We start from the raw sequence: 20298 nt of genomic DNA on the forward strand, positions 1-20298 counted from the left end.
CATCCCGACACGGAGTCTCCTACCCATCAGCGTTTGCTTGTCTGCTGAACCGGTTTCGTCGTAAAGCCGCGTCGCGCCGCGAAACCGGCACCGGTGGTTGCGACCACGACGGTGAGCAGCGCACCGACGATCACTGCACCGGCCTCCGCGGACGACATGAATCCGGTCTGGATGCCGACGGTCACGGCAGCGACAGGTACGCCGAGCTGCGCGCCGGAGAGCAGGCCGAGAGAAACCGGCTGTCCGACCAGCCTGGTCGCAAGGTGGGCGATCACGGCGCCCGCGCCCAACAGGAGACCGAGCAGCATGAAGCGGGGCTGAGCCCAGAGAGCGGTGAGATCCAGCGAGGCGCCCAGCCAGACGAAGAACAAAGGTGAGAGGAATCCTTCGGTGATCGCGAAAACCTGACGAGCAAGCCGACGAGGCTCGCCGACCCCGGCAATGACCAGTCCGAGTGCGAAACCGGCGAGCATCACGGAGATCCCACTGAAGACCGCCAGAGCCGCAAGCGCGAAAAGGATGATCAGGTCGATCCGCAATTCGAGTGCGAACCCACGGTCCTCCGAAACCTTGTGCAGGCGGCGACGCAGTCCGGACCGTTCGGCGGCATTCAACACGAAGAAGATCGCGACCGAGCATACGATCACGGCCAGCGAGCCCGCCGCAGCACGGCCGGCATGGGAAGGGTCCACTACGAGAGGAATCGCGACGATACAAGCGATGTCGGCGATCGCGACCTGCGCCGTCATCTGCAGCACGCGACGACCGCCGAGTCCGAGGCCACCGATTATCGGCAGGATGAGCGCTGCAGACGACGAGGCCATGATCACGGCATACAGCGGCGCGTGGGACGTGCCGAACGCCATCGCCACAAGAACTCCGACAGCGACCGACACGCCCGCGACGATCAGCAGGCGGATGAGACCCGAACCGACGGCCGAGCGCACGGCGGCATCGCGGACGGGAACTCGCGAACCTGCCACGAACATGACCAGTGCAAAACCGAGCTCTGCGAGGAAGGTGAGGATGGGATCTCGCGCATCGACGATCCGCAGGCCGGTGGCACCGAGCAGGATGCCCACGAACAGTTCGCCGACGACGACGGGAATGTGCCAGCTTTTCCTTGCAGCGAGAAGCGGACCGGCAAGCGCGGCGACCGAAACGATCGCGAGCGTAAGGAAGGTCATTGCTCGAGCGACGCGTCGAGCACGTCGATGAGCGTCTCCTGGAGGAACGCCAGCCAGTCGAACAGTGCCCGCAGCAACGCGGTCTCATCGTCGTGGATGTCGCCCTCATCGCCGTCCTGGACAATGCCGAGGCGAGCACCCAGCACGAGGCGGATGTCGGTGATCGTCCGGAGCCACGCCAGCGCGGCGACCTCGTCGAGTCGCACGACGATGGGGTCGCTGCCTTCGGAGACCGCGAGCATCTCCACGACGATCCGCGCGTTGAGGATCTTGCGCTGGGCGAGACCGTCCGTCGTGTACCGCCGGAACTCGGCGGAGGCGGCGGGGTCCTGCGGGTAAGCGTCGGGCAGCAGCCGGATGACGGCGGGGTCGGTGGGCGGCGCATCGCTGTGACGCGCGCGGTCGACCAGCTCGGCGCTCTCGCCGGCCAGTTGCACGAGCAGCGCAGCCTCTTCGGGGGCGAAGGATGCGACGGCGCATCCGCTCGCGTCTCTGTGGAACCCGTTCATGCATCCGCCCTCGTCAACGTCGCCCACAGGCCGTAGTCGTGCATGGCCTCGACGTGGCGTTCCATCTCTTCCCGCGAACCGGTCGACACGACCGCGCGACCGTCGTTGTGCACGAGGAGCATCAGGCGTTCGGCTTCGGTTCGCGGGAACCCGAAATATGTCTGGAAGACGTAGGTGACGTACGACATCAGGTTCACGGGGTCGTTCCAGACGATCGTGACCCAGGGTGAGCCCAGCTCGGTCACGGTGTCCGTGCCGATGTCCTCCTGGGTTCCCGGTGCGATCGTCGCAGCCGCAGCAGAGGTCATCCCTGCATCATCCCAGCTTCAGCGCCGTTCGGCTCTGGTTATCGCATCCGCGGCGCGTACGAGTGCGAGGTGGGTCAGCGCCTGCGGAGTGTTTCCGGCCTGGGACTTCCCGTCGATGTCGTATTCCTCGCTGAGCATGCCGACGTCGTTGGCAAAGCCGAGCAGTCGCGACATGAGTGCCCTGGCGTCGCGGAGCCGGTCGGAGTTCGCGTACTGCTCGACCAGCCAGAACGAGCAGGCGAGGAAAGGATGCTCACCAGCGGCGAGCCCGTCGACTCCGGTCTCGGTGCGGTACCGGAGCGGAAGGCCGCTGCGCATGAGGTCGCTTTCGATCGCGGCGACGGTGCCGAGCATGCGCGGGTCGTCGTAGTCGCAGTAGCCGACCTGGGCGAGCTGGAGGAGGGAGGCGTCGACCTCGGTCGACCCGAAATACTGCACATACGTGTGCCGCTGCCGGTCGTAGCCGTTCGCCTCGATGTCGGCCCTGACCTCGTCGCGCAGTCTGCGCCAGCGCTGCACAGGACCGTCGAGTCCGTACTGCTCCACGGCGACGACCGCGCGGTCGAAGGCCGCCCACACCATGACGCGCGAGTGGGTGAAGTGCCGGGGTTCGCCACGGATCTCCCAGATTCCATGGTCGGGCTGCCGCCAATGCTCTTCGAGATAGCCGAGCAGAGCGCGCTGGAGCGCCCATGAGAACTTCGTCTCGGGGACACCGCCGGCGCGACCGTGGTCGAGGGCGAGCATGACCTCACCGATCACGTCCGCCTGGAACTGGGACGAGGCGGCGTTTCCCACCCGCACAGGACTGGCACCCTGATAGCCGGGAAGGCTGGTCAGGACCCGTTCATCGAGGGCGCGCTCGCCGGCGAGTCCGTACATGATCTGCACGTCGGCGGGGTCGCCTGCGACAGCGCGCAGGAGCCAGTCGCGCCAGTGGTCGACGAAATCGCTGTAGCCATGGGCGAGGAGCACGGAGATGGTGAGCGACGCGTCCCGCAGCCAGACGTAGCGGTAGTCCCAGTTGCGGTCGCCGCCGAAGCTCTCGGGCAACGACGTGGTCGCCGCAGCGACGATCCCACCGGTGCGGAGGTGGGTGAGCGCACGCAGCAGGAGGAGCGACCGCACGACCTCCTTGCGGTAGGGCCCTTCATGGCTGCAGCCTGCCGCCCAGTCGAGCCACCAGTCGCGTGCCTGGTCGAGTGCGGCTTCGACATCCGGTGGCGTGGGCGTCGGTTTGTATGACTTGAACCAGGTGAGGCTGAGATCGACCACCTGCCCGGCTTTGACGTCGAACTCGCCGCCGTGGCTGCGACCGGATGCCCGCATTCGTGGGCCGCGCACGATGAGTCCGTCGGGCCCGGCGACGGCGATCAGTGCGCTCGGATGCTCAGAGCTGTCCTGGCGGATCCACGGAACCGAGGTCGCGTACCCGAGGCGGATGCGCAGGTCCTGCCGCATCCGCACGGTTCCGCTCACTCCGCGTACCCGGCGCAGCACATCCGCCCGGTGGTCGCCGTACGGCATGAAGTCGGTGACCTCGACTTCGCCGGTCGGGGTATGCCAGCGGGTGATCAGGATCATCGTCTCGCCCTCGTAGTGACGGGTCGAGCGGGCCGTCGCGTCCACGGGTGCGACGAGCCATCGCCCGTGGTCCTCCGTACCGAGGAGTGCCCCGAACATGGACGGCGAGTCGAAGCGGGGGAGGCACAACCAGTCGATGCTGCCGTCACGACCGACGAGTGCGCCGGTGTAGCAATCGCTGATCAGGGCGTAATCCTCGATGGGGAGCGACATACCTTCAGTATGGCCGGTACTGTGAAAACCATGACGCAGTCCGTGACGAGTCTTCTGATCTTGGGGGCGAGCGGGGACCTGACGTCCAGACTCCTCCTGCCTGCACTGGGGCAGCTGCTCACCAACGAGCCGGACCGCCGGCTGGAACTGGTGGGCGCGGGGAGCGAGGACTGGACGGATGTGCACTGGCGCCACGTCGTGCGCGAGTCGTTCTCGACGATGAAGGCGAAGGGCGCCGCCGTCGACGACCTTCTGAAGAAGACGCGCTACCTGAGCGCGGATGTGACGAAGCCGGATGACCTGGCACGCCTCATAGGCGAGTGCGCCGGCACACCGGCGATCTATTTCGCACTGCCCCCGGCCGTGGCCGCAGCGGCGTGTCTCGCCCTCGAGAAGGTCGACCTGCCGCCGAAGACCGCGCTCGCGCTGGAGAAGCCGTTCGGCACCGATCGCCGTTCGGCCATCGCGTTGAATGCCGTGCTCGCGAAGCTGGTTCCCGAAGACCAGGTGCACCGGGTCGACCATTTCCTCGGCAACTCGACGGTCTACAATCTGCTCGGGCTCCGGTTCGCGAACCGCATCTTCGAACCGCTCTGGAACTCCGATCACATCGATCGGGTGGATGTGATCTACGACGAGACACTGGCGCTCGAAGGGCGTGCACGGTACTACGACAAAGCGGGTGCCCTGACCGACATGATCCAGAGCCACCTGCTCCAGGTGCTCGCCGTGCTCGCGATGGAACCACCCTCCACTCTCGGGTCGCAGGACCTCCGGGATGCGAAGGGCGCGGTTCTGCGTGCGACGCGCGTGTGGAACGACAGCCCGCTCGAGTCGAGCAGGAGAGCCCGGTACACGGCGGGAGCGGTGGGCAGCGTGAAGGTCCCGTCCTACGTCGACGAGCCGGGGGTCGAATCGGACAGGAAGACCGAGACGCTCGCCGAGGCGACCTTCCAGATCGACACCTGGCGGTGGGCCGGCGTGCCGTTCACACTGCGCTCGGGCAAGGCGCTCGGCGAACGCCGTCGAGAGATCGTCGTGACATTCCGTCCGGCCCCGCATGTGCCGGGCGGCCTGAAGGGAGCGCATGAGCCGACCAGGCTGCGCATCCTGCTCGCGCCGGACGGGATGGCCCTGGAGCTGAATGTGAACGGTCCGGGAGACCCGCACGTCATCGACCGTGCGTCACTCACCGCCGAATTCGGCCCGGGCCAGTTGCAGGCGTACGGTGAAGTCCTCGCCGGTGTGCTCGACGGCGACCCATCACTGTCGGTTCGTGGCGACACAGCGGTCGAATGCTGGCGGATCGTTGCGCCCATCCTGAAGGAGTGGTCCGAGGACAAGGTTCCGCTCGACACCTACCGTGCCGGTTCGAAAGGCCCCCACGGCTGGATTCCGGCCGCCTGAGGACACGTCGGCGGGTGGTCAGGCGGCGCGGCGCTCCGTCATGGCCGGAATCTCACCGGTCACAGGCTTGCGAAGGTCCGTCCAAACGGTGATCGGAGCGGGTTCCCACCCGAACGCTGCGGGTTCCCGGGTCTCGACGACGTCTGACACGGGCTCTTCGGCGACGTGGAGTCCGGGTTCGACCGGGACGCCGGCTTCGAGGGTGCGCTTGGCATCCATGATCGCCGCGGTGATCCCGACGGCGACGGAACGGGCGATGATCGTGTGGAAGATCGCGTCGGTGTCCGCATCTGCGCGGCGGCTCACCGTCCACTCGCCGTGCTCGCCGACGAATTCGGCCAGCTTCTGGTGCACGAGCTCGAGGATCTGCGCCTCGCTCAGCTGCGGAACCGGGGCAGCCGGGACTGCAGCGACATGACGTCTGCGACCGAACATCGCGGAACCCCTTCCAGGTTTGCGGACCAACTGGTATAAGTGTCCCCGAATCGGGTCGCGACATCTGGCGGACACGCCGCGCGTGTCATCACGGATTTTGGCTGGTCTGCGCTACTTTGCAGGCCGCCTGGAGGTGCTGGTCGGTCAGGCGTCCCCGTCGTCGAGTTCGCGGGACTCCTCGATCACGGTCCCGATCGCTAGGGCGAGCGATATCGCAGAGCTGATCCACAGGAGCAGGACTTTCCAGTCGCGCACGCCCTCCTTCGTCTCGCGGATGGTCGTGTAGATACCGAGAGCCGCACTGAGCACGGCCCCGTTGAAGATGTACTTTCGCATTCGGACCTCTCCGTTTCGTCCCAACGGTAGCCGCAGTAGGCCCGGGGGTACAGTGGTGCGACCTCCGCTCCGGATGCGGATGGATCGCGTCGGCGGGGAGGTCGGGTGGCTACTGCGATCGTCGGCGGAGTGCTGCTCTTCCTCGGAATCGACGCGATCGTCTTCGGCATCGTGCCGCCGGCCGAGGTGGCGGTGCTCTGGGCGAGGGTGTGGCCCATCCTGCTGTTCGTGATCGCGATCACTGTCGTCACCGAGCTCGCGGCTCGTGCCGGCCTGTTCCGTGCGCTCGCCGAACAGGCGGCGCGCTGGGGCCGTGGCCGGGCGTGGCTGCTCTGGCTCCTGGTCGTCGCCTTTGCGACTCTGAGCACGATCTTCCTGTCCCTCGACACCACGGCCGTGCTGCTCACCCCGGTCGTCGTGGTCCTGGCCCGCCATGTCGGGCTGAGCCCCCTGCCGTTCGCGCTGACCACGGTGTGGCTCGCGAACACGGCGTCCCTTCTTCTGCCCGTGTCGAACCTGACCAATCTGCTCGCCCAGCACACGATGGGGAATCCGAGTCCCCTCGAGTTCGCCGCTCTGACGGCCGCTCCCGCCTTCGTTGCGATCGTGGTGCCGACGGTCGCCGTCTTTCTCGTCACGCGTCGATCGCTCGGCGACAGGGTGCTGTTCTGGACATCCGCGGCCGTGGTCGGCGCGCTCGTGCCCGCGCTGGTCTCGGGTGTTCCCGTGTGGATCCCGGCGACCACGGGGGCCGTGATCCTGCTCGGCGTGTTCCTCGCCCGCCAGCGTGCCGCCATCCGCTTCTCGATCCTTCCCTGGCAGCTGGTCACCCTGGCGTCCGGGTTGTTCCTGTTCATCGGAGTGCTGCAGTCCATCGGCCTGAGTACGGCGCTCACAGCGGTGTCGGGGACGGGGGAGTCACCCCTCGAACTGCTCCGGATCTCGGTGTCGGGCATGCTGGCGGCCAACGTGCTCGACAACCTCCCCGCCTACCTGGTGTTGGAGCCTGTCGCCGGCTCTCCGATTCGCCTGGTCGCGCTGTTGATCGGCGTGAACGCAGGTCCGCTCATCACGCCGTGGGCGTCGCTGGCGACACTGCTGTGGCACCAGCGACTCTCCGCGCTCGACGTTCCGATCCGGTGGAGTCGCTACATGCTGCTCGGGCTGGTGGTCGCCCCGGTCACCGTCCTGCTCGCGACACTCGCCCTCTCGCTGACCGCTTAATCGAGCGCAGCGTCGAGCGCTGGGTCCAGCCCCGCGTCGAGTGAGGCGAGCTGGCCGACGCGCACGGTCCTGCGGCGCACCACCGCGACCACGGCCATCCCGAGACCGAGCACCGCCCAGAGCACGAGCGCCCCGACCCCGCGCCAGACTCCCGACGTCCCGTCGATGACTCCCTGCATGGCCGCGATCGCGGCCGACGTGGGCAGCCAGGTCACCGAGGCGTCGAAGAAGCCGGGCACGGTCGAGATGATTCCGGAGGCGAGCGTGATGACGACGACCAGCATGGAGATGAACCGGCCGATGCCACCGAGGAGCGCTGTCAGGCCCTGGTTGATCGCGGCGAAGGCGATGCCGGTGAGCGCGGCGATGCCCGCGAAAGCGAACCAGTTGCCGACGTCGAGTTTCAGCGCGGCCTGCATGATCCCGGCGACGAGCACGCCCTGGGCGATTCCGATCGCGACGGCCGGCAGGAATCCGCCGAGAGCGATCCGTGTGGAGGAGCGCGTGGTCAGCAGGGCTCGCGCGGAGACGGCCTGCAGCACGAGGAAGGTGGCGAGTGCGCCGAGCCAGAGGGCGACGACGGCGAAGAGCGGGATGCTCGAGGTGCCGAACAGGTCGGGAGTCCCCGACTTGGCGGCCACGGGCTGGGCGACGACGGTCGCGAGGTTGGTCCGGTCGCTGGACGAGTAGGTCGGCATCTTCGAGACGGCGGTGTGGAGGCCGGTCGCCAGCGATGCGGCACCGGCGCTGGTCTTGTCCGCGCCCCCGGCGAGGGCAGTGACGCCGTCGCTGACCTTGACGGCGCCGCTGGCGAGCGAGTCGGCACCCGACGCGGTCTGCGCGACACCGCTCGCGAGCTGCGAAGCTCCGGATGCGCTCTGCGCGATTCCCGAGGTGAGCGCGGGCAGTCCGCCGGCGAACGACTTCGCACCGTCGGCGACCGCCTGCGCCGAGGGGGCCAGGCCCGGCGTTGTCCCCGACCCGGTCGTGACCGAGGAAGCGACGCCGTTGAGGGTGCCGCAGAGCACGGCGTCACCTCCGTGTTGGGTGCACATCTTCGCGAGGTCGGTCAGGGTGCTGCCCAACTTCGCCGTACCCGTCGCGATGCCCTGCGCACCGGCTGCCAGTTTCGAGGCCTGCCCGGGCAGCTGGCCGGTGTTCGACTGGAGCCGGCCCAGCCCGCCGGCGAGCCCCGATGTCGCGCCCGACAGGTTCTGGATGCCCGCGCTCATGCTCGAGACACCCCCGGCGAGCGAGGCGGATGCGGACGCGAGCGAGTGCGTGCCGCTTGCGAGCGACGAGACGCCCGTCGCGAGCGAGCCTGCGCCATCCGCCGCCTTCGACAGCTGGTCGTGGACCGTGTTGAACCCGACGTAGACGTTCTCGAGGTAGGTCGCGGTCAGCTGCTTGTTGAGTAGGGCGGCGGCCGTTGTGGTCACCGCCTGGCTGATCGCCGAGTCGACGAGTTTCGACTTCGCGCTGGTCTGGACGTCGATCGTCGCCTGCCGGGCGTCGCCCGCGGAGCCCGCGGAGGAGGTCGCGGCTTTCGAGAAGCCCTTCGGGATGGTGACGACCGTGACGTAGCTTCCGTTCGCGAGACCGGCAGCGGCATCCTTCTGGTCGGTGAGGACCCAGCTGTAATTCTCGGAGGTCTTGCCGTCGACGAGCCCGGCGGAGAGCTCGCGACCGAGAGGAACGAGCTGGTTGCCGACCTTCACCGGCTGGTCGAGGTTGACCACGGCCGCCTTCACGTCGCCGAGGCGCTCGGTCGGGTTCCACAGCGCCCAGACCAGCAGGCCGCCGATGGCCAGCGGGACGAGCAGGATGCCAACCACGGTGAGCCAGGTGACCCGCTTGCTGCTGCGGGCGCGTTCGATGGTGAAGAACGACATGTTCAGGCGTTCGCTTTCTGTGGGATGCGGTCGGCGGTGTGGCGGTGAGCGTCGGTTCGGCCTGCTCCGTGTGCTCCGCTCAGGTCGGTGGGGACGCGGTCCAGGCTGATCGAGTCGACATCGGCGTCGGTCGGGAGCACATCGTCGACGGCTCCGAGATCGGCCGCGCTCACAACGAGTGCGAACGGCCGCTCCTCGATGCGGGCGCGGGAGAAGGCGTCACTCAGTTCGAAGCGCAGGCGACGGCGCTCGGCCGGGTCATCCACACGGTCGATGTCGTCGATGGCGAGGATCTGCGGGGCGCCCTGCAACGCGCGGCGGACATCGTCGACGGGTGTCGTGCTGAAGGCGAGCCGCGCGACGGCCACCCGTGATCGCACCGCGGAACGCCGCGTCGGAAGCACGAACCCGGCCACCTTGAGCTTGCCGCTGTCTGAGGCGATACGCCCGGCGATCGTGAGCAGGAGGGCGGACTTGCCGGAGTGGTGGCCGCCGCCGACGACCAGGATGTCCCCGTCGTCGACACGGAAGGAGACACCCGAGAAGACCGGCTCGTTCCGTCGCGACAACCGCAGGTCTTCGGCGGCCGCGAGCGCGTTCGACGCGGGTTCGGGCCAGTCGGCCAGCTCGATCTCCTTCTGCAGCCCGTCGCCCTCGATGTCGAACGAAGGGAGCACCCGGTCCAGCCAGCGCGGCATCCACCAGGCCTTGTCGCCGAGGAGCTTCAGCACTGCAGGCACGAGCGTCATGCGCACAATGAACGCGTCGACGAACACACCGACGGCGAGGCCGAGGGCGATGGGCTTGATCGATGGGTCGCCTTCCGGAACGAAGGCGGCGAAGACCGAGATCATGATGATTGCGGCTGCCGTGACGACCTTCGCGGAGCCCACGAAACCGCTCTCGACGGCCCGGCGCGCGTCGCCGCCGTGGACGTAGTCTTCACGGATCCGGCTGACGAGGAACACCTCGTAGTCCATGGCGAGGCCGAAGAGCACGCCCATGAGGATGATCGGCATGAAGCTGATCACCGGGCCTTCCTTGGCAACGTTCAGCGGGCCGGCGAACCATCCCCATCCGAACACTGCTGCCACGGCACCGAAGGCGGCGCCCACCGACAGCAGATAGCCGAGAGCGGCCTTGATCGGTACGGCGATCGAACGGAACACCATGGTCAGCAGCACGAGCGACAACCCGACGACGAGGATGCCGAAGGGCAGCAGTGCGCCGCCGAGGCGATCGGAGACGTCGATCTGCACGGCCGTCGCACCGGTGACGGCGAGATCGACATGATACGTGTCGAGGAAATGCTGGTGCTTCGCCCGGATCTCGGAGACGAGCTGGGCGGTCGCCGGCGAATCCGGTGCCGTCGTCGGGATCACCTGGATGATGCCGGTGTCTGCGGTCTGGTTGGGTGTGGCGACCGGGACGGCGGCGACACCCGGCATGGCGGCGATCTCATTGCCGATCTTCGTCATCAGACCGACCGGGTCCGTGCTCGACACGATGGTTCCGGTCACGATCAGCGGTCCGTTGTAGCCGGGCCCGAAATGCTTCGAGACCAGGTCGTACGTCACGCGGGCCGGATCGCCTGCCGCGTGCGATCCGGCGTCTGGAAGGGCAAGCCGCAGTTGTGCGGCGGGAATCGCAGCGATACCCAGCGCGACGATCACGGCCACGATCGTCACGATCGGATAGCGCGTGACCGAGCGCACCCAGCCGCGGAAGAAGCCGCGGGGTATCTCGGCCTTCGCCGCGTGGGCGAGCGAGTTTCCCTGGCCGGATGCCCCAGCGGAGGTGGATGCTGCGGGAGCGATCGGAGCGTCGGTTGCCCTGGCGTCCGCGCTCGCAGCATCCGCGATCGTGGCGTCGTGCGCACCATCGTGCCCGCCCGCTGATGCACGTGCCGCAGCACGCTCGCGGCGCCGGGCCGCGCGCCGGCCCGGGGTGATCCGCTTTCCCGCGAACCCGACCAGGGCCGGAGTGAGGGTCAGCGAGATCAGCACGGCGATCGCCACGGCGACCGACGCGGCGATACCCATGGTCGTCAGGAAGGGGATGCCTGCGACCGAGAGGCCGACAAGGGCGATGATGACGGTGATTCCCGCGAACAGAACTGCTGAGCCTGCGGTCGCGACGGCTCTGGCGGTCGATTCTTCGGGGTCGACGCCCATTTTCAGCTGGCTTTGATGCCGGGAGATGATGAACAGCGAGTAGTCGATCCCGACCGCGAGGCCGAGCATCAGGGCCAGCAGGGGAGTCGTCGACGAGATCGGCCCGAAGAGGGTCGCGATGAAGATCAGTGCGACCGACAGCAGCACGCCCAGCAGGGCGGTAATCAGGGGCATGCCCGCTGCGATGAACGAGCCGAAGGTGAGGAGGAGGACGACCAGTGCGACACCGACGCCAACGAGTTCGGTCGCGCTGATGGTCGGGAGGCTCTGCGAGAAGACTTGTCCGCCGACCGCGACCTGAGCCCCTGCGGGCAGGGTCTTCTGGAGGTCCGCGCCGGCCGCGGTGAGCGCCGTCTTGGTGTCGGCGCTGACCGTGGACTGCTGGCCGGTGAGCTGAACGGTGATGACGGCCGCCGAGCCGTCCGACGAGATGGTGTCCTTCACCATCGTGCTGTACGGCGAGGTGACGGCGGCGACGCCCGTGATGTCCCCGATCGATTTCACGGCGTCGGCCACAGGAGTCTTGATGTCGTCTGCTCGAACCGTGCTGCCGTCGGGCGCGACCACGACGACCTGCGCTGAGGTTCCGCTGACCTGCGGGAAGTTGCGGCTGAGGGTGTCGAGCGCCTGCTGCGACTCCGTTCCGGGGATGCTGAAGGAGTTGTCGGTGCCCTGGTTGAACAGGAGTGCGCCGCCCCCGAGGGCGACGAGAAGGAGCATCCAGAGCGCGAGTACGAGCTTTCGGCTGCGGAACGCCCAGCGGCCGATCGAATAAAGCAGAGAGGACACGCGTTCTCCTAGACAAGAAGTCTTTGATAAGTACAGTTTTTTGTGATTCGATACAGCAACGTATCCGATACTTGAATGTATCCAATACACTGGTGTATTCAAAACGGATTCAGGAAGGTTTCAGCTTGAATTCCACGCAATTGATCGACGACGCACCCACCGAGTCGGCACGACGCCAGAAGACGCGTGCACGGCTGCTCGACGCCGCCTTCGAGATCTTCGCGGAGAAAGGGGTGCACGCCTCGTCTGTGGAGATGATCACCGAGGCGGCCGGCTTCACGCGCGGTGCGTTCTACTCGAACTTCTCGACCAAAGAAGAACTGTTCTTCGCGCTCATGGAACGTGAGAACGCGCTGAGGATCGACCAGCTCCAGGTGGGTGTCGCCGAATACCTCGGCCCGTTCGCCGAGCAGGGTGTCGGCATCACCGACGAGGTCGTCGGCACCGTGATCGCGAACGTGCTGGAACTGCAGTCCGACGACCGGCGCTGGTGCCTCGTGCAGAGCGAACTCCTCCTGCTGGCGATGCGCGACGCCGACGTCGCCCGCTGGTACCTCGACTTCCAGAACCGGTTCTTCGTCGAACTGACGGCCATCGTCGTCGACGCACTCGCATCCGTGTCACGACGTTTCTTGATCGACCCGGTGGAGGCAGTGCGCATCATCGCTGAACTCTGCGCGAGCGCGGAGCAGAACGCGATCCTCGCCGCTGACGAACGACCGTTGGCAGAGCGGGTGTCCGAGTCCATGCCGGCCCTGGTGCTCGCGCTGACCGAGAAATTGCCGGGACACGACCAGAAGTAGCTGAAGAGCTTTGCCGACGTTCCACCGAGGAGGTAGCGTCGATCGGATGCCTCGACGTACTCTCCTGATCACCATCGCGTCCGTCCTATGCGCGGTCGCGGTCGTCGTGGGTGTGTGGGCGTTCGGCACTGCTCCCGTGCCGGGCAGCGGGTCTGCAGCGGACCGTGGTCCGGCCGCCGGGACGCCCGCACCGACTCCGGTTCCGCGAGCGGAGGACATGCCGCCCCTGACGCTCACGGGCGACACGCGTTACGTCGCACTGGGCGACTCGTTCGCCTCCGGAATGGGGGCCGGGGATGAGCACGGTGGGTGCGTTCGCAGCGCCGAATCGAGTTATGCTGCCGTGTTCGCCGCCGATACGGGTGTGCGTCTTCTGCACAACGCCGCATGCGCGGGGAAGACCACTGGCGATCTCGTGAACGAGCAGTTGTGGGCGTTGAACGGCGATGTCGACCTGGTGAGCGTCAGCATCGGGGGCAACGACCTCGGTGTCGCAGCCCTCGCGTCCGCGTGCGCGCCGGGTCCCACCGCCGACTGCAAGGCCGACTTCGCCGCCGCCGTCGACACCATCGGCACGCTGACCGACCAGCTGTCCACGACCTACCAGGCGATCGCGGAGGCCGCGCCGAACGCTCGCATCGTGGTGACGGGCTACCCGCTCCTCTTCGAGTTGCCGGGCACAAGCAACCCGGAGTTCGCGACGACGGCAGCGGTGAACACGGCGACAGCGGCCCTCAACGCCGACGCGGAGTCCGCCGTCGCACGCCAGCAGGAGCGCGGCGTGAAGATCTGGTTCGTCCCCGTCAGTTTCACCAACCACGGCGTCGGGAGCTCGAAGCCGTGGGTCAATACGAAAGGGCCGGCGGCCTACCATCCGACCGCCGAAGGCTATCGCGCCTACGCCCACGCCCTCGAGGCCGCCCTGGCCGGGAAGCAGCAGGCCGGGTAGGCGCTGTTGTGAGTCAGCGCCCGGTTCAGCGTGAGCCGGGCATCAGCGCGGCCAATGCTCGTCTCGACCGGGAGAAACGTGGGCGGCGCGGCACCGTCGCGTGCAGGCGTGCGAAATCGAGCGTCTCGACGAGCATGTCCAGTCGTTCCTGCTCCGTTCGCGCCTTACGGGTGTTCACTTCGGCGACGACGCTTCCCGTCCAGTGCTCCGCCCCGAGCAGTTCGAGCACGTCGGCGACCGGCTGGTTCCCATACCCCGGCAGCAGGTGTTCGTCGAAGACGCGGCCTTCGTCGAACGACCCCGACCCGTCGCACAGGTGGACATGACGCAGGCGCTCGCCGAACGCCCGCGTGAGCTCCAGGCCGTCCTGGCCGCTCAGTGCAGCGTGCGAGAAGTCGAGCGTGACCGCGTCGCAGTCCATCGTGCGGGGATCCCAGCCCGGCGAGTAGGCCTTGAGGCTGCGGCCGGCGACCTTCCACGGGAACATGTTCTCGACGGCGATCTCGACGCCGTAGTGCTCCTGGGTCTCGCGCACGATCTGGAGGAAGTTCTCTGCATAGCCGGCCTGCCACCGGAACGGCGGATGCACGACCACCGTCGACGCGCCGACGGACCTCGCGAGGTCGGCCGAGCGTTCGAGCTTCACCATGGGGTCCCGTCCCCACACGAAGTGGGTGAGCAACAGCACCGGGGCATGGATGGACAGGATCGGCATGTCGTATTTGGCCGACAGGGCGAGAAGGGGGCTGGCGTACTGGGTGGTCTCGTCGTTGGTGACCATGACCTCGACGCCGTCGTAGCCGGCGAGCCGGGCGAGGCGGAAACCGTGCTCCGTCGATAGCGGATACACGCAAGAGGTGCTCATGCCGATTCGTAGCATCACGGCGAGTGTAGCCAGGGCACCTGAACGGCGGATGTCCGTTGCCGGAACCGGTGGGGAACCCTCGATTGCGGCACGCTGGTAGCCTGAAAGAAGTGCGTAACCCGGCGGACGACGACGGACAGGACTCACCATCACAGCTCACAACGGCCACGACGACGACACACCCGGTGACCCCACGTATGAGCTGGTCATCGTCTCGAATCGACTCCCCGTCGACCGTGTGACGTCTGACGATGGCTCGGCGTCGTGGCGACCGTCCCCCGGTGGACTCGTGGCCGCGCTCGAGCCGGTGATGCGGCAGGAAGACGGCGTGTGGATCGGCTGGGCCGGTGTCGCCGACGAACTCATCGAGCCGTTCGAGGCCGACGGCATCAACATCCTCCCCGTTCCCCTGAGCGAGCAGGAGATCGAGGAGTACTACGAAGGGTTCTCCAACGACACCCTCTGGCCGCTGTACCACGACGTCATCGCGCCGCCGAGCTTCCACCGGGAATGGTGGGATGCGTACCTGCGCGTGAACCGGAGGTTCGCGGATGCGGCTGCCAGGGCATCCGCACCGGGCGCGGTGGTGTGGGTCCACGATTACCAGTTGCAGCTGGTGCCCGCGATGCTCCGTGAGGCGCGTCCCGACCTGGTGATCGGGTTCTTCAACCACATCCCGTTCCCGCCATACGGCATCTACTCGCAGCTTCCGTGGCGCCGGCAGATCATCGACGGTCTGCTGGGCGCCGACGTGATCGGGTTCCAGCGGGTCGCAGACGCGGGTAACTTCTCCCGCGCCGTGCGCCGGCTGAAGGGCTTCGAGACGCGCGGGCCGATCATCGAGGTGCCGATCGACTCGGACGACCCGGCCTCCGGGTCCCACCGTCACGTGACCAAGAACCGCCACGGCGGCCTGGTGCGAACGGTGCTCGCCCGCCAGTTCCCCATCTCGATTGACACCCAGAAGTACCAGGACCTCGCCAGCCGCCCCGAGATCCAGGAACGGGCGCGCCAGATCCGCGAAGACCTCGGGAACCCGCGGACCATCATGCTCGGCGTCGACCGGCTCGACTACACGAAGGGCATCGGCCATCGACTGAAGGCGTTCGGCGAGCTCCTGGCCGAGGGCCAGATCTCCGTCGAAGATGTGACGCTGGTGCAGGTGGCCAGCCCGAGCCGCGAGCGCGTGGAGACCTATCGGCTGCTTCGCGACGAGATCGAGCTGACGGTCGGCAGGCTCAACGGCGACTACAGCAGCATCAGCCATACCGCGATCTCCTACCTTCACCACGGCTATCCGCGCGAAGAGATGGTCGCGCTGTACCTCGCCGCCGATGTGATGCTCGTCACGGCGCTCCGCGACGGCATGAACCTGGTCGCCAAGGAGTATGTCGCCAGCCGTGTCGACGAAGACGGCGTGCTGGTGTTGAGCGAGTTCGCGGGCGCGAGCGACGAGCTGCGACAGGCGCTCCTGATCAATCCGCACGACATCGAAGGCCTCAAAGAGACCATGATGGCGGCGATCGCGATGCCGCGCCGCGAACGTGCACGTCGCATGCGGGCACTCCGCAAACGCGTGATCACCAACGACGTCGCGCGCTGGTCGGCGTCGTTCCTCGACGCGCTCACGCGCAGCGCCCACGGCGACCACCCATTGCAGAATCCGCCAACCAACCGGGGATGAACCGAACACGATGACGAACACCGCGCCACCGAGCCGCACCGAGTCGGCCATGGCCCTCGCCGAAGCGCTGAAGCGGCTCGCCGCGACCGACCGCCTGCTGCTCGCGCTCGACTTCGACGGAACACTCGCTCCGTTCGTCGACAAGCCCCGTTCGGCCAGGGCGCTTCCGCAGGCGAAGGCAGCACTCGACCGGCTCGAACGGGTGCCGGACACCTGGGTGGCCTACGTCTCGGGGCGGCCTCTCGTGAGTCTCGAGGAGGTGACCGAAGCGGATGCGGATGCCCTCCTGATCGGCTCGCACGGCGTCGAGCTGCGGTTCGGCCGCGACGGCGACGCGCTCGACCTCACCGACGACGAGAAGGCCACGCTCGCTCGCCTCGGGGAGCTGCTCGGCGCGATCGTGGAGGCGACCCCCGGCACGCGGCTCGAGGTCAAGCCTGTCGGGTTCGGTGTGCACACCCGAAACCTCGACCCGGAGGTCGCATCCAGCACGAACGCGGCAGCATACGACGCCGCTGCGCAGGTCGGGGGCGACCTGACGGTGCGTGACGGCAAGGACATCCTCGAGTTCTCCGTTCGCGGCGCGAACAAGGGCGACGGCATCGAGCGGCTGCGCGAACGGGTCGGCGCGACCGCGGTGCTCTTCGCGGGCGACGACGTCACCGACGAAGACGGCTTCGAGGTCCTGAGGACCGGCGACGTCGGCATCAAGGTCGGCGAAGGCGATACGGCTGCGCAGTTCCGCGTCGCAGATCCGGAGACCATCGCCACGCTGCTGGGAATGGTCGCGGATGCCCGTGAGGCCTGGGCCGCCCGACGACAGCCCTGAGGCCGCGCGCGGTCAGAGCCAGTCGTTGCGCTTGAAGGCGAAGTAGAGCGCGACAGAACCGACGACGATCAGCGCACTCGAGAAGATGAAACCGCCCTGGGTCGCGAATCCGGGATACGGCACGTTCTGCCCGTAGAAGCCGGTGATCGCCGTCGGAACGGCGATGATCGCCGCCCAGCTCGTCACCTTCTTCATGATCAGGTTCATGCGATTGCCCTGCAGGCTGATGTTGGTCTCGAGCACGGTGTTCACCAGGTCGCGGAGCGACTCCGTCCATTCCGTGGCCCTCAGCACGTGGTCGTAGACGTCCTGGAAGTACGGCCCCATGCTCGTGTCGATCGCTTCGAGGTCGCGGCGCATCAGCGTGTTGACCACTTCGCGCATCGGCAGGATGACGCGCCGGAGAAGCACGAGGCTCTTGCGGAGCTCGAATGAGCGGCGTTGCAGTTCCGTCGACTTCGGCTTCGGATCGAACAGCGAATCCTCGAGGCCCTCGATCTGCGCGTCCAGATCCTGAACGGTCTCGAAATGCCCGTCGACGACGGTGTCGAGCAGCCCCCAGAGCAGGAAGGTGACGCCGTGCACGGCGAGGTCGGGCTCCTTGTCCCAGCGTTCGACGACCGCGCTGATGTCGAACGTCTTCTTGTGTACGGTCACCAGCGCCCGCGGCGTGATGAAGGCTTTGATCGACTGGTTCGAGAGGATGCCCGTCTTCTCGTCCAGTCGAACGGAGTATGCGGCCAGGAAGAGGTGCGTGTCGTAGCGGTCGAGTTTGGGGCGCTCGAAATCGTTGACCGCATCCTCGACGGCGAGGCGATGGAGGCCGAGTTCTTGTTCGAGCGCCGCGAGGTCCTTTTTCGTCGGGTTCGTGAAGTCGACCCAGACGGTCGCCTCAGCGTCTTCGATGTGGTCGGATACGTCGGCGAGCGGGAAGTCCTCGAGCTCGAGGACGCCCTTGCGATACAGGCGCGTGTGGATCATGCGCTCATGCTAAGGCCCCGGACTGCTACAGTCGCTGCAGTCGGCTTCGGGAGGGGGAGCGAACGTGATCGAACATGCGTCACCGGTGGGTGATCCGCCGCCGCACGAGGGCATCGTCGTCTCAGCACTGTCACGGTCTTTCGACGGGGTGACGGTCGTGCGTGACGCGACCTTCGAGGTCCGTCCGGGTTCGGTCACAGCGCTTGTCGGCCCGAACGGTGCCGGTAAGACGACGGTCATGCTCATCCTGGCGAGCCTCCTGCAGCCCAGCTCCGGCTCTGTGCGTGTCGGGGGCTTCGACCCGGTCACCGAACCGGCATCGGTGCGCAAGGTGATGGGGTGGATGCCGGACACCCTCGGTTCGTGGCCGACCCTGACGGTGACGTCGGCCATCCGCACGACGGCACGGATGTACGGCATCGATTCCGAGGCGTCGACTCGGCGCGCGACTGACCTGGTCGATCTCGTCGGCCTGGATGCGCTGGCAGACTCGCCGACGCGGGTGCTGTCGCGCGGCCAGAAGCAGCGGCTCAGTCTCGCCCGCGCTCTCGTTCACGAGCCGTCGGTGCTCATCCTCGACGAGCCTGCCTCCGGTCTCGACCCGGCAGCGCGAGCGGACCTGCGTGAACTCATCCGCAGGCTCGCCGGCGAGGGTACGGCGATCCTCGTGTCGAGCCATGTGCTCGCCGAGCTGGAGGAGATGGCCGACAGCGCCGTCTACCTGACCGCAGGCGTGACGGCGTCGGCCGAGACGGTGGCACGAGCGACCGCGGCGCAGCGGCAGTGGCGCATCCGCGGACTCGACCACGACGCCGTCCCGGCGGCGCTCGCCGTGGTCGGGGTCGCCGGCGACCGGGTGCAGGTCGACAATCTCGGAACCCTGGTGTCGGTCTCGGGCGAGGCGGATGCTGCGGCCCTCCTGCGCGCGCTCATCGCATCCGGCGTCGAGATCAGCAGCTTCTCGCCCGCCGTCGGAGAGTTGGAGCACACGTTCCTCGACCTCAACCGTTCGTCGAACCTCGAGGGAGACCTCCGATGACGACGTTCCTCCCCGGTCTGTGGCTGATCGTCGGCCTCGAGCTCCGCCAGCGCGTGCGCGGCGCGGCGTGGTATGTGCTCATCGGGATCTTCGCGGTCGTACTCCTGGCCGTCACCGTGCTATTCACCTGGTACACCGTGAGCACCCCCGGCGCAGACTCCGGCGGCCCGCTGTACTCGGTGATCATGTACATCGTCCTGCTGCTGAGCACGCTGATGACCCCGGCACTGAGCGGCAGCGCGATCAACGGCGACCGCGATAGCGGCACGCTCGCGACGACGCAGGTCACGCTCATCACCACCGGCCAGCTCGTGCTGGGCAAGTTCATCGCAGCCTGGGTGAGCGCGCTGGCCTTCCTCGTGGTCAGCCTGCCGTTCATCATCGTGGCGGTGACACTGGGCGGACTCAGCCCGCTGACCATCGTCACCTCGGTCCTCATCCTCGTCGCCGAGCTCGGCATCTTCGCCGCGATCGGCGTCGGCCTCTCCGGGCTGCTGAACCGTCCGCTGTTCTCGGTGGTCGTCAGCTACCTGGTGATCGCGGCGCTCTGCGTCGGATCCCTGATCTCGTTCGGCCTGCTGACCATCGTCACCCGCAGCGATGTCGTCGTCACGCAGACGAACGTGTCCTCGACGTCGGGGGACCCGTCGACCGCCGACCCGTCGCAGATCCAGTGCGATCCGCCGACGACCTACACCTATCCGGTGCCGCGCTACGACTACTACTGGTGGATGCTCGCCTCCAACCCCTACGTCGTCGTCGCCGACGCGACTCCCGGGTCGTTCACGACCCACGGGACGCCGTCCGACCTCTTCACGATCATCGCAACGGGTGTGCGCTCGGCCCAGCACGCGCCCGACCTCAGGATGACCCTCGACGACTGCGCCAGTGTGAAGGCCCAGGCGAACGGCATTCAGGACACCCCCAGCACGCCGTCGCCGCAGGAGATCTACGACGACTCGGTCCCGTCCTGGTTCGTCGGCCTCGCCGTGCACGTGCTGCTGGCGGCGGGACTGCTCGCGGGTGCGTTCGCCCGCACCCGCACCCCGGCACGGCGGCTCTCGAAGGGAAGCCGCATCGCCTGACGCCG

At 67.3% G+C, this 20298-nt stretch carries 18 protein-coding genes; 8 read left to right on the forward strand and 10 right to left on the reverse strand.

The genetic code is table 11. The features are described 5' to 3' along the window. Window positions 1-26: 26 nt before the first annotated feature. The 4 genes from ACPPVQ_RS08475 to ACPPVQ_RS08490 are packed head-to-tail and all read right to left on the reverse strand — an operon-like array spanning window position 27 to window position 3801. The gene (locus tag ACPPVQ_RS08475) at window positions 27-1187 is read right to left on the reverse strand and encodes a cation:proton antiporter (protein WP_426520549.1); all 1161 of its coding nucleotides are present in this window, start codon (window positions 1185-1187) and stop codon (window positions 27-29) included. Further along, on the reverse strand, window positions 1184-1723 hold the full coding sequence (locus ACPPVQ_RS08480; protein WP_426520551.1) for a DUF2017 domain-containing protein: 540 nt from the start codon (window positions 1721-1723) through the stop codon (window positions 1184-1186). The genes ACPPVQ_RS08475 and ACPPVQ_RS08480 overlap by 4 nt, the downstream gene beginning before the upstream one ends. Next, complete coding sequence (gene clpS, locus ACPPVQ_RS08485) at window positions 1693-2004, reverse strand: ATP-dependent Clp protease adapter ClpS (RefSeq protein ID WP_426520553.1); 312 nt, start codon at window positions 2002-2004, stop codon at window positions 1693-1695. The genes ACPPVQ_RS08480 and clpS overlap by 31 nt, the downstream gene beginning before the upstream one ends. A gap of 18 nt (window positions 2005-2022) precedes the next feature. Continuing rightward, window positions 2023-3801: a glycoside hydrolase family 15 protein gene (locus ACPPVQ_RS08490; protein ID WP_426520556.1), complete on the reverse strand. Its 1779-nt coding sequence runs from the start codon at window positions 3799-3801 to the stop codon at window positions 2023-2025. Between the two features lie 30 nt (window positions 3802-3831). On the opposite strand from ACPPVQ_RS08490, the gene ACPPVQ_RS08495 reads away from it, so the two are divergent. Beyond that, window positions 3832-5208, forward strand: coding sequence for a glucose-6-phosphate dehydrogenase (locus ACPPVQ_RS08495; RefSeq protein ID WP_426520559.1), 1377 nt, complete (start codon window positions 3832-3834; stop codon window positions 5206-5208). 18 nt (window positions 5209-5226) lie between these two features. Here the strand turns inward: ACPPVQ_RS08495 and ACPPVQ_RS08500 are convergent, their stop codons facing one another. Beyond that, window positions 5227-5643: a hypothetical protein gene (locus ACPPVQ_RS08500; protein WP_426520561.1), complete on the reverse strand. Its 417-nt coding sequence runs from the start codon at window positions 5641-5643 to the stop codon at window positions 5227-5229. A gap of 144 nt (window positions 5644-5787) precedes the next feature. Next, window positions 5788-5979 (reverse strand): hypothetical protein, encoded by a 192-nt coding sequence (locus ACPPVQ_RS08505; protein ID WP_426520563.1) that lies wholly within the window; start codon window positions 5977-5979, stop codon window positions 5788-5790. Window positions 5980-6084: 105 nt separating this feature from the next. Between ACPPVQ_RS08505 and ACPPVQ_RS08510 the strand changes: the two genes are divergently transcribed. Further along, on the forward strand, window positions 6085-7203 hold the full coding sequence (locus ACPPVQ_RS08510) for an SLC13 family permease (protein WP_426520565.1): 1119 nt from the start codon (window positions 6085-6087) through the stop codon (window positions 7201-7203). Here the strand turns inward: ACPPVQ_RS08510 and ACPPVQ_RS08515 are convergent. Both ACPPVQ_RS08515 and ACPPVQ_RS08520 read right to left on the reverse strand, forming a co-directional pair. Beyond that, window positions 7200-9095, reverse strand: coding sequence for a YhgE/Pip family protein (locus ACPPVQ_RS08515; protein WP_426520567.1), 1896 nt, complete (start codon window positions 9093-9095; stop codon window positions 7200-7202). The two genes, ACPPVQ_RS08510 and ACPPVQ_RS08515, sit on opposite strands and share 4 nt — an antisense overlap. A 2-nt stretch (window positions 9096-9097) precedes the next feature. Continuing rightward, entirely contained in the window at window positions 9098-12058 is a 2961-nt protein-coding gene (locus tag ACPPVQ_RS08520; RefSeq protein ID WP_426520569.1) for an efflux RND transporter permease subunit, read from the reverse strand. Between the two features lie 125 nt (window positions 12059-12183). Between ACPPVQ_RS08520 and ACPPVQ_RS08525 the strand changes: the two genes are divergently transcribed. Together ACPPVQ_RS08525 and ACPPVQ_RS08530 are read left to right on the forward strand one after the other, a co-directional pair. After that, the gene (locus tag ACPPVQ_RS08525; RefSeq protein ID WP_426520571.1) at window positions 12184-12861 is read left to right on the forward strand and encodes a TetR/AcrR family transcriptional regulator; all 678 of its coding nucleotides are present in this window, start codon (window positions 12184-12186) and stop codon (window positions 12859-12861) included. Window positions 12862-12907: 46 nt separating this feature from the next. Then, entirely contained in the window at window positions 12908-13810 is a 903-nt protein-coding gene (locus ACPPVQ_RS08530; protein ID WP_426520573.1) for an SGNH/GDSL hydrolase family protein, read from the forward strand. Window positions 13811-13835: 25 nt separating this feature from the next. Here ACPPVQ_RS08530 and ACPPVQ_RS08535 read toward each other — a convergent pair whose 3' ends face one another. After that, entirely contained in the window at window positions 13836-14690 is an 855-nt protein-coding gene (locus ACPPVQ_RS08535) for a sugar phosphate isomerase/epimerase family protein (protein ID WP_426521189.1), read from the reverse strand. A 187-nt stretch (window positions 14691-14877) separates the two neighbouring features. On the opposite strand from ACPPVQ_RS08535, the gene otsA reads away from it, so the two are divergent. Both otsA and otsB read left to right on the forward strand, forming a co-directional pair. After that, window positions 14878-16359 carry an alpha,alpha-trehalose-phosphate synthase (UDP-forming) gene (otsA, locus tag ACPPVQ_RS08540; RefSeq protein ID WP_426521191.1) on the forward strand — a complete coding sequence of 494 codons (1482 nt, stop codon included), beginning with the start codon at window positions 14878-14880 and terminating at the stop codon, window positions 16357-16359. Between the two features lie 10 nt (window positions 16360-16369). Further along, complete coding sequence (gene otsB, locus ACPPVQ_RS08545) at window positions 16370-17188, forward strand: trehalose-phosphatase (protein WP_426520574.1); 819 nt, start codon at window positions 16370-16372, stop codon at window positions 17186-17188. 12 nt (window positions 17189-17200) lie between these two features. Here otsB and ACPPVQ_RS08550 read toward each other — a convergent pair whose 3' ends face one another. After that, on the reverse strand, window positions 17201-18169 hold the full coding sequence (locus ACPPVQ_RS08550) for a magnesium transporter CorA family protein (RefSeq protein WP_426520575.1): 969 nt from the start codon (window positions 18167-18169) through the stop codon (window positions 17201-17203). A gap of 64 nt (window positions 18170-18233) precedes the next feature. Here ACPPVQ_RS08550 and ACPPVQ_RS08555 point away from each other — a divergent pair, with 64 nt between their 5' ends. Both ACPPVQ_RS08555 and ACPPVQ_RS08560 read left to right on the forward strand, forming a co-directional pair. Continuing rightward, window positions 18234-19208: an ABC transporter ATP-binding protein gene (locus tag ACPPVQ_RS08555; RefSeq protein ID WP_426520577.1), complete on the forward strand. Its 975-nt coding sequence runs from the start codon at window positions 18234-18236 to the stop codon at window positions 19206-19208. Then, complete coding sequence (locus ACPPVQ_RS08560; protein ID WP_426520579.1) at window positions 19205-20293, forward strand: ABC transporter permease; 1089 nt, start codon at window positions 19205-19207, stop codon at window positions 20291-20293. Before ACPPVQ_RS08555 ends, ACPPVQ_RS08560 begins: the two co-directional genes overlap by 4 nt. Window positions 20294-20298 lie beyond the last annotated feature (5 nt).

This window comes from Leifsonia sp. McL0618 (assembly GCF_049994905.1).
GTDB lineage: Bacteria > Actinomycetota > Actinomycetes > Actinomycetales > Microbacteriaceae > Diaminobutyricibacter.

What these genes read in the sequence shown, in the direction of transcription:
- ACPPVQ_RS08495 (WP_426520559.1), top strand. Translation starts at nt 3,832, where the DNA reads ATGACGCAGTCCGTGACGAGTCTTCTGATCTTGGGGGCGAGCGGGGAC.
- clpS (WP_426520553.1), bottom strand. Translation starts at nt 2,004, where the DNA reads ATGACCTCTGCTGCGGCTGCGACGATCGCACCGGGAACCCAGGAGGAC.
- otsB (WP_426520574.1), top strand. Translation starts at nt 16,370, where the DNA reads ATGACGAACACCGCGCCACCGAGCCGCACCGAGTCGGCCATGGCCCTC.
- ACPPVQ_RS08515 (WP_426520567.1), bottom strand. Translation starts at nt 9,095, where the DNA reads ATGTCGTTCTTCACCATCGAACGCGCCCGCAGCAGCAAGCGGGTCACC.
- ACPPVQ_RS08505 (WP_426520563.1), bottom strand. Translation starts at nt 5,979, where the DNA reads ATGCGAAAGTACATCTTCAACGGGGCCGTGCTCAGTGCGGCTCTCGGT.
- ACPPVQ_RS08500 (WP_426520561.1), bottom strand. Translation starts at nt 5,643, where the DNA reads ATGTTCGGTCGCAGACGTCATGTCGCTGCAGTCCCGGCTGCCCCGGTT.
- ACPPVQ_RS08490 (WP_426520556.1), bottom strand. Translation starts at nt 3,801, where the DNA reads ATGTCGCTCCCCATCGAGGATTACGCCCTGATCAGCGATTGCTACACC.
- ACPPVQ_RS08550 (WP_426520575.1), bottom strand. Translation starts at nt 18,169, where the DNA reads ATGATCCACACGCGCCTGTATCGCAAGGGCGTCCTCGAGCTCGAGGAC.
- ACPPVQ_RS08530 (WP_426520573.1), top strand. Translation starts at nt 12,908, where the DNA reads ATGCCTCGACGTACTCTCCTGATCACCATCGCGTCCGTCCTATGCGCG.
- ACPPVQ_RS08535 (WP_426521189.1), bottom strand. Translation starts at nt 14,690, where the DNA reads ATGCTACGAATCGGCATGAGCACCTCTTGCGTGTATCCGCTATCGACG.
- ACPPVQ_RS08475 (WP_426520549.1), bottom strand. Translation starts at nt 1,187, where the DNA reads ATGACCTTCCTTACGCTCGCGATCGTTTCGGTCGCCGCGCTTGCCGGT.
- ACPPVQ_RS08560 (WP_426520579.1), top strand. Translation starts at nt 19,205, where the DNA reads ATGACGACGTTCCTCCCCGGTCTGTGGCTGATCGTCGGCCTCGAGCTC.